11 protein-coding genes are annotated in these 13247 nt (G+C 71.1%); 4 read left to right on the top strand and 7 right to left on the bottom strand.

What is annotated here, in order from left to right; all coding sequences use genetic code 11:
- Positions 1–136: 136 nt before the first annotated feature.
- Positions 137–1051, top strand: coding sequence for an esterase/lipase family protein (locus OG430_RS45960; protein ID WP_327358662.1), 915 nt, complete (start codon positions 137–139; stop codon positions 1049–1051).
- Between the two features lie 19 nt (positions 1052–1070).
- Here the strand turns inward: OG430_RS45960 and OG430_RS45955 are convergent, their stop codons facing one another.
- The gene (locus OG430_RS45955; protein ID WP_327358661.1) at positions 1071–2042 is read right to left on the bottom strand and encodes an SMP-30/gluconolactonase/LRE family protein; all 972 of its coding nucleotides are present in this window, start codon (positions 2040–2042) and stop codon (positions 1071–1073) included.
- Between the two features lie 219 nt (positions 2043–2261).
- Here OG430_RS45955 and OG430_RS45950 point away from each other — a divergent pair, with 219 nt between their 5' ends.
- From OG430_RS45950 to OG430_RS45940, 3 genes are all read left to right on the top strand, one after another.
- Positions 2262–2675 carry a nuclear transport factor 2 family protein gene (locus tag OG430_RS45950; RefSeq protein ID WP_327358660.1) on the top strand — a complete coding sequence of 138 codons (414 nt, stop codon included), beginning with the start codon at positions 2262–2264 and terminating at the stop codon, positions 2673–2675.
- Between the two features lie 309 nt (positions 2676–2984).
- Positions 2985–4034: an aldo/keto reductase gene (locus OG430_RS45945; RefSeq protein WP_327358659.1), complete on the top strand. Its 1050-nt coding sequence runs from the start codon at positions 2985–2987 to the stop codon at positions 4032–4034.
- A gap of 275 nt (positions 4035–4309) precedes the next feature.
- Positions 4310–4786, top strand: a complete 477-nt coding sequence (locus OG430_RS45940; protein ID WP_327358658.1) for a MarR family winged helix-turn-helix transcriptional regulator — start codon at positions 4310–4312, stop codon at positions 4784–4786.
- Positions 4787–4833: 47 nt separating this feature from the next.
- On the opposite strand, the gene OG430_RS45935 is transcribed toward OG430_RS45940, so the two are convergent.
- From OG430_RS45935 to OG430_RS45910, 6 genes are all read right to left on the bottom strand, one after another.
- The gene (locus tag OG430_RS45935; protein ID WP_327358657.1) at positions 4834–5187 is read right to left on the bottom strand and encodes a CU044_2847 family protein; all 354 of its coding nucleotides are present in this window, start codon (positions 5185–5187) and stop codon (positions 4834–4836) included.
- Between the two features lie 72 nt (positions 5188–5259).
- Positions 5260–6588, bottom strand: a complete 1329-nt coding sequence (locus tag OG430_RS45930) for an ABC transporter substrate-binding protein (protein WP_327358656.1) — start codon at positions 6586–6588, stop codon at positions 5260–5262.
- Positions 6585–7550: a hypothetical protein gene (locus tag OG430_RS45925; protein ID WP_327358655.1), complete on the bottom strand. Its 966-nt coding sequence runs from the start codon at positions 7548–7550 to the stop codon at positions 6585–6587. Before OG430_RS45925 ends, OG430_RS45930 begins: the two co-directional genes overlap by 4 nt.
- Positions 7547–9016: a VWA domain-containing protein gene (locus OG430_RS45920; RefSeq protein WP_327358654.1), complete on the bottom strand. Its 1470-nt coding sequence runs from the start codon at positions 9014–9016 to the stop codon at positions 7547–7549. The genes OG430_RS45925 and OG430_RS45920 overlap by 4 nt, the downstream gene beginning before the upstream one ends.
- A gap of 102 nt (positions 9017–9118) precedes the next feature.
- Complete coding sequence (locus OG430_RS45915; protein ID WP_327358653.1) at positions 9119–11308, bottom strand: tetratricopeptide repeat protein; 2190 nt, start codon at positions 11306–11308, stop codon at positions 9119–9121.
- Between the two features lie 4 nt (positions 11309–11312).
- Positions 11313–13025, bottom strand: coding sequence for a S1 family peptidase (locus tag OG430_RS45910; protein ID WP_327358652.1), 1713 nt, complete (start codon positions 13023–13025; stop codon positions 11313–11315).
- Between the last annotated feature and the right edge of the window lie 222 nt (positions 13026–13247).

Raw genomic sequence — 13247 nt, 5'->3', positions numbered from 1 at the left:
CCGTGCACAAACGCAAGAGGAAGCCTTCTGCGCGTACAGCCAAGGGACTTGGGCGCTCCGGCGGAGCATTCTGTGCAGCCGGACGAAACCCGCGACAACCTCGCCCCCCTCGACACCCTCTACGAAAGGGACCCTCATGGCGCGCACGGCCGATTCGGCTCCCAGGACCCGGCGCCGCACCCGTAGCTGGCTGGCTCGCACGGGCCTCGCGCTCACGCTCGCCCTCGGTGCGGCGCTGCCCGCCTCCGCGGCGCAGGACGGCGCCGCAGCTGCCGGCGGCGGAGGCATCAACGACTTCTCGTGCAAGCCGAGTTCGGCGCATCCGGAGCCGGTGGTGCTGCTCCACGGCACCTTCGCCACCTGGTACGAAGACATCAACTTCCTGCAGGCGGACCTGGCGGCCCGCGGCTACTGCACCTTCGCTTCGACCTATGGCGAGTATCCGGAGTTTCCGCTGGTGGGCGGGTTGAAGCCGGTGGCCGAGTCGAACGTCGAGATCAAGGAGTACGTGGAGAAGGTGCGGGGCGCGACGGGCGCGGCGAAGGTCGCCGTCGTCGGGCACTCCGAGGGCGGCCTGCAGTCGCTCTACCTCGCCAAGATGCAGGGCATACAGCCGCACATCGCACGGGTGGTGGCCATCGCCCCGCCCACCCACGGCACCGACGCGGCCGGCCTTGTCAAGCTCGGCGACAAGCTGCTCGGCCGGGGCACCCTCGACAAGATCGCGGCGACGCTCGGATTCCCGGTGCTGTCCGACGAGTTCCCGGGCGGACCCGCCATCAAGGCCCTCAACGACGGGCCCGTGGCCCAGCCCGGGATCGCGTACACCATCATCACCTCACGGTTCGACGAGATCGTCACGCCGACCGAGACGTCCTTCGTCCGGGAGCCGGGTGTCACCAATCAATACGTGCAGGACTTCTGCCCGTTGGATCCGGTGGGGCACATCGGCGAGGCGTACGACCTGAACGTCTGGCACCTGGTGCGCAACGCGCTCGACCCGAAGAACGCCACGCGCATCAAGGTCTGCGCGGTCGGTTCGCCCGGCTGAGGCGCTGCGCGCCCTCGCGTCAGCGCGGGGTGACCTTCACGATCCGGCCGGAGGCTTCGGTGACGAACGGCGCGTGCTGCGTGCTGTGTTCGCCGAAGCCCCGTGCCACGCGGACGCTGCTGGGCAGACGCAGGCCCCTCGCCAGGACGCAGGAGCGGCCGGTGTCCGGGTCGACCCGGATCAGTTCGCCGTCGCGGAAGGACGTGACGACGATCCGGTCGTCGGCGTACGTGAGGTCGTCGAGGAGCTTGATGGCGAGCGGGTTCGGGCTGAGGTCGGCGACGGTGGTGTGGGCGGCCGGGTCGGCGAGCGGGATCCGGACGACCGGGGAGGCGAAGTCGGTGATGACGCTCGCGTAGAGCTGGTCGCCGACGACCTCGACGCCGTTGGTGCCGAAGACGTCGGCGGCCGCCGTCCACGCCTCGTCCTTGCTGCCGTCCGGGCGGAGCTTGAGGACGCCCTTGGCGAATTCCCGGCCGAGGTAGAAGTTGCCGGCGTCGTCGATCGCCAGGCCGTTGATGCCGGACAGGCCGCCGACGACCTTGGCGGGCTGCGGCTCGGCGGCGCGCGGGTCGAAGCGCATGATGCCGGCGTCCGAACTCGTGGGGCTCACCCCGTAGTTGACGTACATCAGACCGTCCGGGCCACGGCGGATGCCGCCGGGTCCGGGCACCTCGACGCTGGTCCGCAGGCTTCCGTCGGGGGCGTATCCCTCCACGCGGTTCTGGGTGATGTGGCTGACCCAGAGGGTGCCGTGCCCGTCGAACTCGAGGTTCTCCCGCCAGTCGAGCAGGGGGACGCCGCCTTCGTGGAAGACCTGGAGGCGGGCCTGTTGCGGGCAGGGCGCCGGGGCCGTCGCCGGGGCGGGCTGCGGTGCGGACGCGGCGGCGGGTATCTGGGACGCGCCGACCAGCAACGCGGACAGCAGGCCTGCCGCGAGGCGGGACGGGAGGCGGTTCGGCTTCGGTGCTCGCACAGGGGTCGGGGTCATGCGGGGCCTTTCGACGGAAGGACAGGGGCAGGCTCCGTGTCGATGAGCCATCGATCACCTTCGTACTGACGAGCCATCAACTTACTGTCAATAAGGGCTTGTTGACCCTGATACCGGTTCAGTGCAGTCGTCGATCGGCTGATTGTCGGCGGCAGCGGCGATCAGCCCTGTGATGATGTCTCCTGCCCTGTATGCCCCACCCGCGTTCCGGAGGCCGTCGTGTCCAAGAGCCCACAGGAGATCTTCCAGAAGTACGTGTACGCGGGTTCCCTGACCCGGAACGCCGCCGCCGTGGCCGAGTGCTTCACGCCGGACGGCGTCTTCGAGGCGCCGCTCGTCCCGGTCGGCGCCGTCTTTCCCAGGCGGATGGAGGGCCGCGAGGAGATCCGCGCGGCGCTGGCGGCGTACTACGAGCGCCAGCCGCCCGGCGGACGGATGCCGAACCTGGAGAAGACCGGGTACGTCCTGCACACCACCTCCGACCCCGACGTGTTCATCGCCGAGATCGACACTGTCTTCGACGGGGATGACGGCGGGCCGGACGAGACCGTTTCGCTCGTGCGGATCTTCCGCGTGCGCGACGGGAAGATCGCCCGGTTGCGCGACTATTTCGCGCCTGAGCAGGTGGGTTGAGGGCTGCTGCGCATATCTCCACCCTGGGCGGCGCGGGCCGGGGCCGCCCCGGAGCGTGGCACCGGCGAGGGCATCACCCCGCTGTATCAGGCGGCCGTGAACGGGGAGGCGGCGATCGTGCGTCTGCTCCTGGTCGCCCCCACACACACCACGGCTCGCATCACGTGAGTGCCGCTTTCCTCACCACGGCCGGGGCCCGAGCCGGGGCACGTAGTGGGCGGCCGGCGCGGACAGGGCCTTGACTTCGAGTCGACTCCAGCTTCTAGAGTGCGGCTCACCCACCCTTTTGAGCAGGCAAGGAACCCCACCATGCGCTACCGCGCCCTCGGCGGCACCGGCATTGAGGTCAGCACGTACTGCCTCGGCACCATGATGTTCGGCGCGGTCGGAAACCCCGACCACGAGGACTCCGTGCGCATCATCCACTCCGCCCTCGACGCGGGCATCAACTTCGTGGACACCGCGGACATGTACTCCGCGGGCGAGTCCGAGGACATCGTCGGCAAGGCCCTCAAGGGCCGCCGCGACGATGTCGTACTCGCCACGAAGGTGCACTTCCAGATGGGCGAGGGCCGCAACCGCAGCGGCAACTCGCGGCGCTGGATCGTCAAGGAGGTCGAGAACAGCCTGCGGCGGCTGCAGACGGACTGGATCGACCTCTACCAGGTGCACCGGCCCGACCACCGCACCGACATCGAGGAGACCCTCGGGGTGCTCGGCGACCTCGTGCGGGAGGGGAAGATCCGCGCTTTCGGGCACTCCACGTTCCCGGCCGAGGACATCGTCGAGGCCCAGCACGTCGCCGAGCGGCGCGGGCTGCAGCGCTTCCGCACCGAGCAGCCGCCGTACTCGATCCTCGCCCGCGGCATCGAGTCGTCGGTCCTGCCCACCGCACAGCGCTTCGGCATGGGCGTGCTGACCTGGTCGCCGCTCGCCTCCGGCTTCCTGAGCGGCAAGGTCCGCCAGGGGCGTGCCGTCGACATGAACAGCGGCCGCGCCAAGCTGACGCCCGGGCGCTTCGACCCTGAACTGCCGCAGAACCAGGCCAAGTTCGCCGCAGTGGAGGAACTGGCCCGCCTTGCCGAAGACATCGGCTGCACGCTGCCCGAGCTGGCCCTCGCCTTCCCGGCCGCGCACCCGGCGGTCACCTCGGTGATCATCGGGCCGCGTACGCAGGAGCAGCTGGACAGCGCCCTCAAGGGAGCCTCGCTCGTCCTGGACGATGCCGCCCTCGACCGGATCGACGCGATCGTGCCGCCCGGCACCAACCTGTACCACCCGGACGGGGCTTGGCAGCACCCGGCGCTCACGGATGTCGCGGCGCGGCGACGGGTGACGGGCGAGCGGGCTGCGGCTTAGGGCCTGTCTTCAAACTCCCGTCGTCGCCCGAAGGGCGGCCCTGCGGCGTCTGGTGCGCGCTCTCGGCGTGCCGGGTGGAAGGCCCCGTCGACGGACCGGACGTACTTGGGCTTTCGCCCGGTGCGGCGAGAGGGGGTCCCCCCTGCTCGAAGAGCTTGGGGGAGCGTGCCAGGCGTCGCGAGGCAGACGGGAGTTTGAAGACAGGCCCTAGGGGCGTAGGGGCGGCCGCCGTACTTGTTGACCTCGACCGAACTTGAGGTCGTACGTTCGCCGGCATGAACACGGACACGCACACTGCTGACGAGGAATTGGCCGCCCAGCCCGTCGCCTACTGGACCGACATCACGCACAAGGAAGTCATCGGGTTCATCCGCGGGCAGCTCGCGGAGCTCGGCCTCTCACAGCCGCAGTACTGGCTGCTGCGGCACCTGTCGGCACACGATCTCTCCGCCGACGGTCAGGGGCGGACCGTCGATGAACTGGCCGCCGCCCTGCGGGAGTACGTACAGCCCGGTGACGAACCCGTCGCGGACGCCGAGGTGCTCCTCGCTCGCGGGTGGCTGCTGCGGGACGACGACGGTCAGCTGTGGATCACCGAGGCCGGGGAGGCGGCACGGCAGCGGGTCAAGGCCGCGGTTCCCCGGATCCGGGCGGACATCCACCGGGGCATCGACGACGCGGATTACGCCACTACGGTCAGGGTGCTGCGCACGATGCTGGCGAACGTGCGGGCTGAGCCCATCAAGGCGTGACTCCGCCTCCCCGGCGACGAGTTGTGGCTGCCTGACCCGGCAGTCGGTCAGGCCCCAGAGCTCGGCGTACCCGCGTCGTCCGGTGCGGGCGGCGGGCTGCTCCAGCGGAGGCGTACATCGAGGTGGGCGGTCGTCTTTACGCTCGTGATGATCGCGCCCAACTGCGTGTCGAGCGTGACGCCGAAGGCCACTTCGACCTCCTCGGGGCGGTGGGTGTGCTCGCGGAACTCGGCGATCACGTCGGCGGCCGCGGCGGTGATCGGGGCGAGTACCTGGCGCAGGGTCCGGCCTGCTCCTTCCGGGCGCCCGCCCAGACCTACGATCGAGGTGCCCACCCGTGGGGGTGCGGAGACGAGGACGGTGGTTCCGTCGGAGAGGGTGAACTCGACTGGTTCGGACACGGGGCTCCTAGGTCGGTGGTCGGGGCCGTTCCTCGGCGGCGCGGATCCGGTGCGGTTCGTACGGCGTGCGGATCAGGTCGGGGCGGCGCAGATGCTCCGCTCGGGAACGGGAGAGTTACCCAGCCCGACCTGTACCTCTTGGAGGTCGTTCAGCAGGTCTTTCAGGTCGTCGTCGGTGCCGTCGGCGTAGTGGAGGACGGCCCGGTAGAAGGCCGCGGCGACATCGGGGTGCATCACGTCGGCGGCGCTGAAGCAGAGCGTGCGATGGGACCGCGGCTGGATCAGTTCGGCGATCCGCTGCTGAACCGCGTTGGCGTAACGCGTCACTTCGGTGTGCGCGGAGAAGGCGGAGGAACCCTCCGCATCGACCCATGCCTGCTGGGCGCGGCTGCCCGCGAGATAGGCGAGCAGGGCGCGCGCACTCGGGTTGTCGTCCGTGAACATGCCGATGAAGTCGCCGGACACCTGGAGGGGCTGTCGGGCGGCCGACGGGGCGAAGGCGAACCGGTCGCCCTTCTGAAGGTCTGAAGCCATGGCCGAGCGTGCGCCATGGGCGAGTTGACACTTGGGCGAGGCCTCAGTCATGTCCTTGGAGGCTTCGGCGAAGCCCAGGGAGGACGCCTCCTTCAGCGTCTCCCTTCCCACCAGGCTCTGCCACTGCGACCATGCCTGCCTGACCTCCGGGGACTCCCAGGACTTGGTCCCGGAGAGCCAGCCCGCATAGGCGTCGGCCCCGGCGTCGGCGAGCAGGATGTCGGCGATCCAGTCGGCTCCGGGCCAGCCGGAGGTCGGGCCCGAGGCGAGTCCCAGGCACCAGGCGTGGTCGGGCTCGCGGGCGTAGGCCTCAAGAGCGCCGGTCGGTTCCGTGGGCGGCTTCGCGGTCGTCCCGGGGTCGTACCAGACAAGGCTTTTGACATCAACCTTGACCGGCACCGCGTAGGTCGCGCCGTTCACCTGGGCCAGTCCGCGGAAGGGCTGTAGGTACGCGGTGATGTCGACGGTGTCCTCGTCGAGCTCCTGCAGTACCGGCTCCTTGCCCACATACTTGGCGATGGCGCCGACGCTCGGCAGCACGGCGAGGTCCGGCGGGGCTCCCGCCGCCACCGAGGCGTCGAGCTGCTGGGTGAGCGCCCGGGTGACCTGGAAGTCGACCTGGATGCCCTCGTTGTCTTCCTCGAACTGCTTGATGACGGAGTAGAAGGTCTGGAATTCGTCCTGCTGCGTCCAGGGAACCATGATCGTCACCCGGTCGGGCGCGGCCGGAGCGCCGCACCCGGCCGCGATCAGTAACAGTCCGAGGGTCAGGGCGAGTTGCAGCAATCGGGCGCCGATGCCGCGCCCGGGCGCTGTGGTGTGCCGCGTGGTGGACTGCCTCTTGGGCTTCGTCGTGGCCTTCGTCATGGGCGCGGGTACCTGTACTCGGCGAGGCGGGGGCGGTACGCGAAGTGGTTCAGGACCGCGGCCGCGGCGAGCGCGGACAGCACGAGGGTCATGGCTCCCGGTTCCCCGGCCCAGGGCTGGGCGGCCAGCCGGTTCTCGTCGTGCGCGGTGAGCGCCGCGGTGGTGACCGCGACGCCTGTGGTCACCACGAGCGCAGCGAGCAGACGTGGGCTGACGTACCGGTGGAAGTGCCGCGCCAGGAGGCGTCCGGTGACGAGGACCAGTGCCAGCATCACCGCGGGTGGCAGGGCGGCCAGGCACCAGAGTTGGACGGGGTCGAGCCAGCCCTCGTCCCGCTGTCGCTCGAGGCCCGCGCGCTGGAGACGCTCCAGGTCCTTCAGCGAGGCGCGCAAACCGCCGGTACCGGCGAGGGGCTGCTTGGTCTCGGGATCGTTCAAGTGCGGGGCGTTCAGTGCGGTGCGTGCGGGCCCCACACCCGTTCGGTTGCCGGCCGCGGAGTCATCGGCTGTGTCAGCGGCCTGCTGAAATGCGGTCAGTTGGTTCTGGACGTACGAGATCTGCTTCGTCCCACGCTTTCCGGCCGCATTGCCCTGGGCCGCCGCCGTGACCAGGGTGCTGATGCTCGCGGCGGCGTTCGCGAACTCATTGCCCGTGCCGGTCAGTTGGATCTGTCCGATGTCCGCGACGGCCTTGAGCGCCTTGTCCGCGTCCTTGGCCGCCACGCGTGCGTCCCGGATGTCCTTGACCGCCGCGTCAGCACGCCGAGCAGAGGTGATCTGCTGCCCCCCGTCGCCGGCCACCATGAGATAGACGACCGCGGTCGCGCACACCATCGCAAGGACACCCGCGCGCAGCCAGCGCAGCACCGCCACCGGATGCGCGGCACGCAGCCGCGCCCATGCCGCGGCCCCCGCGCCCAGTGGGCCGGTTGCCGCCTCCTTCGTGCCACTCGCCGCGCTCATTCGGCGTTCCCCGCGTCGAGTTGACGACCGCATCCTTCGCAGTAGCGGGCCACGCCCGAAGGGAGCGCGGCGCCGCAGTGCGGGCAGCGGCTGTGGAGGGTGTCGGTGGCGGCGTCGACCGTGTCCGGTTGCAGCGCGTCAGCGGGCGGACGGCGGGTCTTCGTCGAGCCGAGTCCGATCCGCTGCAGCTCTCCCCGAGTCACGTTGCGACGTACGATCGCCCGGTTGTCCGGGCCCCTGCCCGCCACGGAGCGCAGCCGCGCCGCCTGCTCGTGGTCGTCCAACTGCTCGGCCAGGAGCAGCGCCTGGCGCAGTTCCATGTCCGCGCGCTGATGGTTTCCCTGCAGGTACTCGTCGACGCAGGCCCGCATCGCCATGCCCAGCTCACGCTCGTTCTCGATCCGGGTGCGGTTGGCGAAGAAGAAATGGTCATTGTCCGGAATCGAATGGTGCCGCCGTACGACCAGTGCCTGCGGCGACGCGGTGGACACCCGGCGCTGTCCATCGGGCAGTTCGGTGTGCAGCGTGATGCGGGCGGCCCGCAGTCTCTCGCCGACGGGCAGCGCCTCGGGGTCGAAGCGCAGCGACATCTCATACTGACGGTCGCCCGGGGACCACGCACCGAGCGGGATGTGGATCTCGTCGCCGAACTGCTGGCGCTGGGACGTCAGATCGGCCTGGACAGGACGCGTCTGCCGTACGAACTCCAGCCGGAACACCGAGTTGATCCGCAGCCCCAAGTAGGCCCGGGGCACGACAATGCGCTGAGCCTGATGCATGAGGCGTACGAAGTCCTCGGTGAGGTCGGCGACGTCGATGATGGCTTCCGCGGTGCCCTGCAGCGCCTCCGTGATGCGAAGGAGCTCGGCGTACTGCCAGTCCTCGCCGAGGCCGCGCACGTCACAGGTGAAGCGATCGGCGCAGTCCCTGAGGACGGCGTCGAGCTCGTCGCGGGTCTCGTGCTCGTCCTTGCCGTCGGTGTAGAGCACGGCGTGCCGTACGGTGCCGGGCCCGGCGGACGTGTCGAAGAGCGAACGGGCGCAGGCCAGCCACTGCCCGATCGCCGTTCCGCCTTCGGGGAGTTGGGCGACGACGTGGCCCTTCGCCTCGCGTTTGACAGCGGAGTCGACGCGGGCGAGGCCGCCGCCGCGCGGGTAGACCACTTCGGCCTGGTGGTGCCCGGCCACGATCCCCAGGAGGGTTCCGTCGCGCAGGGTGTCGACCGCGGCGCAGATCGCGCGCTTGGCCTCGTCGAGTTTGCCGAGTCCCGCCATCGACAGGGACCGGTCCATGATGAGGATCTCGGCGCTGCGCGTGGCGTTCCCGGCCGCGTCTCCGGCGGCTTCGTCGGCGTAGGAGGCGTGCACCGTGAGGAGGGCGTCGGCCCGCGTCGCGTCGAAGGCCAGCTCCGTCGGCGCGTCCACCTCCACGGTGAAGTTCAGTCCTGAATGCGTGGTGTCCCGCATCGGTCTCTCACCACCCCCTCGCCGCACATGACCGCTTCGCGTCCCGTGTGCCCCCCGTGGGCAGCAGGAGCGTAGCGCCTCGGTTTGCCGTCCGTAACGGCTTCATTGCGCCGCGTCGGCGGCCGCGGGCCGCGGCCGTCGTGCGCGCACTCTGCGCCATGGCCAATCCAGTTCGGGACGCAGCCGGTTGGCCAGGTCGACCAGGGCGACGTAGTCGCGCTCGCTGAGCGAGTGGCGCGCGAGGTCGCGTACCGCCTCGGAGAGGGCGAGCCGGTCGCCGTGGTGCTGGAACTCCGCGTGGTGCAGCTCGGCACGCAGCGCGGCATGGTCCGCGTCGTCCACGTCCAGCGTTTCGAGCTCCGCCCGCGCGTGCGCCAGGTCGGCCACGGCGGCCTCGGGTCCGAGCCCCGCCACGGAGAACCGGAAGGCCGCCACCCGCGCCTCGTGGGCGAAGCGGTCCTCCTGGCGCAGCTCGTCGACGATCCGTACGGCCTCGGACGCGCCTTTGGTACGGAAGACGACGCGGGCCAGACCGAACCCGGCCGCCCCGAGGGCCGGGGTGGTGCCGAAGGCGGTGGCGTAGTACGACTCGGCGGCGACGTGGTCGCCGGCGTGTTCGGCGCACAGGCCGAGCGAGATCTGGGGGATCAGTTCGCCCGGGAGTGCGGCGCGCACGACGGTGAACTGCCGCGCGGCGCCTGCGACGTCCTGGCGGACGAGGGCGATCAGGGCGGCGAACCAGGCGTGCAGCCAGTGGCCCTCGGGCAGCCTCGCCCGCGCCAGGGCCTGCTGGGCGCGGTCGGTGTCCCTGCGCCGCAACGCGTCGCGGCTCTCGGCCAGTTGCCTCGTCGCGGCCTCGGTCACCGTACGGTCGTCCGGATCCTCAAGGGGGATCGGGAGCGCCGCGGCGATCGCGTGCGGGCCGGGCGGGGAGAACGGCGGCGGCAGGGTCAGTACGCCGCCGTCCGCTCCGGCAGCCGCCTCGCCCGGGCCTGCTCCGTCCAGGCCGGCTCTGATCCAGTGGCCGAGCGGCCGGGCCTCGCCGATGCCGCCGTGCAGCGATTCGGTGAGGGAGCCGAACAGGGCCGAGGGGCGTGCCACGCGGCGGCCGGCCTGCGGTGCCGCCACGATCTGGCGGATCACACCGCTGAGCTGCTCGCCGAACTGGCGTGCCGAAGTGAACCGCCACGAGGGCCCGTTGGGGTTCGTCGCCCGCTCCAGGAGCAGGTTGAGCGAGCGGACGCCGACTGCCGAGTGGTCCGTCAGGTGGGTTCGGCACACCTCCTTCAGTGTCATGCCGATTCCGTACAGGTCGAATCCGGGGGTGGGGCCGGTCTTCCCGTACTCCGCGTCCCCCGCCAGCGGTGCGTACCGCTCGGTGTATTCGGCGAGGGGGGTTCGGTCCGTCACGGACCGCACCGCGCCGAAGTCGATGAGCCGCACCCGGTCGAGCCGGCCGAAGGGCGCCACCTCGTGGAAGCGGACGATGTTCAGGGGTTTGACGTCGCAGTGCAGCAGGCCCCGGGCGTGCAGGTAGTCGAGCGCCTGCAGCACCCGCACGCCGTGCGCGAGGAGGTTCTCGAGGCGGTCGTCGGGCAGTGCCGAAAAGCCGGTGCCGGGGATGTACTCGAGGACGAGGTAGTTGCGCCCGTCCTCCAGCTCGTGGCCCAGGATGCGGACGACGGCGTCGTGCCGCAGTCCCTTCAGCACGTCGCGTTCCCTGCCCGACTGCAAAGACGTACGCAACTCCTTGACGACCACACGGGTGGCGAGATTACGGTCGTACGCGAGGTACGCCACGCCGTACGATCCCTGGCCGAGCAGGCGGCGGACCTCGTAGCGCCCGGCGATGACGAGGTCGTCGACCTTGCGGAAGTCGAAGCGTGTGCCGCAGTGCGCGCAGAAGCCGACGGTCCGCCCCGGCTCGCCTCCGTGGCCGCGCCCGACGCGCTCCGGGCAGCCCGGGGCGGCGCAGTAGCGGTGCTCCTCGGCAAGGGGTCCGATGTCGGGCTGCTCCTCCTGCCCGTCCTCCGGGGCATCGGCCGCCGTCGCACCATCCACCTTCGCGTCGGCCGCCGGGGCGTCGGGCAGCGGGTCGTCGTCGACGAGGGCGAGCCCGTACCAGGGGTCCGGACGCACCCGGGCCACGCCGGTGCTCGCCGGTCTCTCCGATGTCGGCTGCTCTACCTCGGGGCCGTCGCCCGGCGGCAGCGGCTCCCTGTCGCACACGGTGCAGAACCCCTGCTCGTCGATGGTGCCGCGCCCGCACTGGGGGCGGTTGCACGCCGTCATCGCCTCAACCTCCTTCGCCGGTGCGGCTGTTGACTGCCTCGATGTATCTGGGGACCCGTCTCCTGGCTGCCGCGAGGTCCACGGGAACGCTCTGCAGTGCGCGGGCCGCGGCCACGTAGAGCTTCCCGAGCTGCAGGTCCTCGGCGCCGACCAGCCGCGCGGCCCGTACCCGGTGCAGCTCCAGGCGGACGCTGAGTTCTTCGTGTTCGGCGTTCATCTGCCGCAGTGCGTCGTCGCTGCGGACGACGGCCGTGCGGGCGGCCTCGGCCTGTTCCTTGACTGCTGCGAGTTCCGGGTTGGGGTGGGTGGTCCGGGCGGTGGCGAGGCGTACGCGCAGTCGGGGTGCCTGGCCCGCCGGCAGGCGCGGCGGCGCCAGGAACTTCGCCCCCGACCTGTGCAGTACGAGGGCTTCGTCCTCGGCGTCGGCCAGCCGGTCGACCGCCGCCCGGGCCTCGTCGTCGGTGACCGTCCGCGCCCTGGCCGGGCCGGCCAGGGGTGTCGGGTCGAGGTAGGTGTCGTACGGCAGGTCGTCGGGCGGCGGTCCCTCGAAGCCGAGGACGAGCCGCAATCCGCGGGTGCGCGCACGCAGGGCCAGTGGCGCGAGGAGATCGGCGACAAGGCCGGCGCAGTCGGCGGCCCGGTCGATGCCGTCCACCACCAGGCAGGGCGGCGGCCGCCGGTGCAGCAGCATGTGCAACAGGTCGCCGATGCCGCCGTTCCCGCCGAGCCCGAACCGGCTCGACAGATAGGCGCGTACGTCGTCCGTCGACTTGCCCCGCGCGTCGTAGGCGGCGTCGATGGCGCCGAACCCCAGGACGGTCCCGCTCGGCGTGCCGCCGGGCCGGTCCCGGTCGTCCTGCGCGTCGGAGTGCGCTGCCGGGTCCGACGTACGCGCGAGGCGCACCAGCCACGAGGAGCCGGCACCGGTCGCACTGCCGGTGCCGACGACGACGGTGCCCGCCCGGTCCGCGGCGAGCAGCCGGGTCAGCTCCCGGGTCAGCGCGAGCTGCAGCGGGTCGTCGAGCAGTTCGCCGGGCAGGTCTCCGTCGGCGGATCCCAGGTCGACGGTGCGGTCACCGCCGGTCAGGGTGGCGAGCTGCGGCAGATAGGACAGGATCCGCTCGGTCGGCAGCATCCAGGCCGCCTTGGCGCCGTCGTTGACGTAGTCGGCGACCACGATGCCGACCACGCGGTCCGCGAACGCTCCGTCCAGCGCCATCGCCCCGGCGCCCGAGTAGCCTTCCTCGATCCAGGGGTCGCCCTCGCCCATCCGCTTGAGCAGCCCCCATTCCCCCTCGCGGCCACCGGAGCCCGCCAGTTCGGCGTCCACCCCTACCCCGTCCGGCTCGACTCCCGGGAAGCCGTAGACGCGCACCCTGCCGCCGGAGATGGGCACCTTCCACAGCTTGGTACGGGCATCGCAGCCGGGCGGCTCGTCGAGTTCGAGCAGGACCACGTCACCGCGCCGCGTGCCGTCGCGGTACACCCAGGTGCCCGGGGCGACGCGCGCGGTGCGGGACCACTCCGGGCGGCACGCCACGCTCTTGACCCGCACGTGCGCCGCGGCTCCCCCGGGGTGCGCCGCGGCGTTCTTGACCACGTGGGCGCAGGTCAGCACCCGATGCTCGTCGAGCAGCACTCCCGCGCCCCGCGGTACGCCCCGCTCGTCGTCGATCCGCACCCGCCATGGTCGGTCCTGATGCTGATGCAGCGCCATATACCCACGCTAGTGCACCAGTTGACCATCAGGTCCGGACATGCGCGAACGCCCGGCCGGCGCTCCGCCCGCCCCGGCCGGCACACAGGTGCCTGCACACCACTGTCGAAGTCCCGGCGTGGACTGGCATGTTGCAGGCAGCGGTCAGCTGTGCACGGCGGTGCACTCGTCCACCACGAGTCAGTCGTACGCAACGGTCACCAGAAGGCAAGCCGGTCCACA

The sequence above is a fragment of the Streptomyces sp. NBC_01304 genome, from assembly GCF_035975855.1.
Classification (GTDB): domain Bacteria; phylum Actinomycetota; class Actinomycetes; order Streptomycetales; family Streptomycetaceae; genus Streptomyces.
The sequence above is the reverse complement of the archived record's forward strand: the minus strand, read 5'-3'. Positions and strand labels throughout refer to the sequence as shown.

Coding starts and splice junctions, on each gene's coding strand:
- OG430_RS45960 (WP_327358662.1), top strand. CDS start 137: ATGGCGCGCACGGCCGATTCGGCTCCCAGGACCCGGCGCCGCACCCGT.
- OG430_RS45955 (WP_327358661.1), bottom strand. CDS start 2,042: ATGACCCCGACCCCTGTGCGAGCACCGAAGCCGAACCGCCTCCCGTCC.
- OG430_RS45945 (WP_327358659.1), top strand. CDS start 2,985: ATGCGCTACCGCGCCCTCGGCGGCACCGGCATTGAGGTCAGCACGTAC.
- OG430_RS45940 (WP_327358658.1), top strand. CDS start 4,310: ATGAACACGGACACGCACACTGCTGACGAGGAATTGGCCGCCCAGCCC.
- OG430_RS45930 (WP_327358656.1), bottom strand. CDS start 6,588: ATGACGAAGGCCACGACGAAGCCCAAGAGGCAGTCCACCACGCGGCAC.
- OG430_RS45925 (WP_327358655.1), bottom strand. CDS start 7,550: ATGAGCGCGGCGAGTGGCACGAAGGAGGCGGCAACCGGCCCACTGGGC.
- OG430_RS45920 (WP_327358654.1), bottom strand. CDS start 9,016: ATGCGGGACACCACGCATTCAGGACTGAACTTCACCGTGGAGGTGGAC.
- OG430_RS45915 (WP_327358653.1), bottom strand. CDS start 11,308: ATGACGGCGTGCAACCGCCCCCAGTGCGGGCGCGGCACCATCGACGAG.
- OG430_RS45910 (WP_327358652.1), bottom strand. CDS start 13,025: ATGGCGCTGCATCAGCATCAGGACCGACCATGGCGGGTGCGGATCGAC.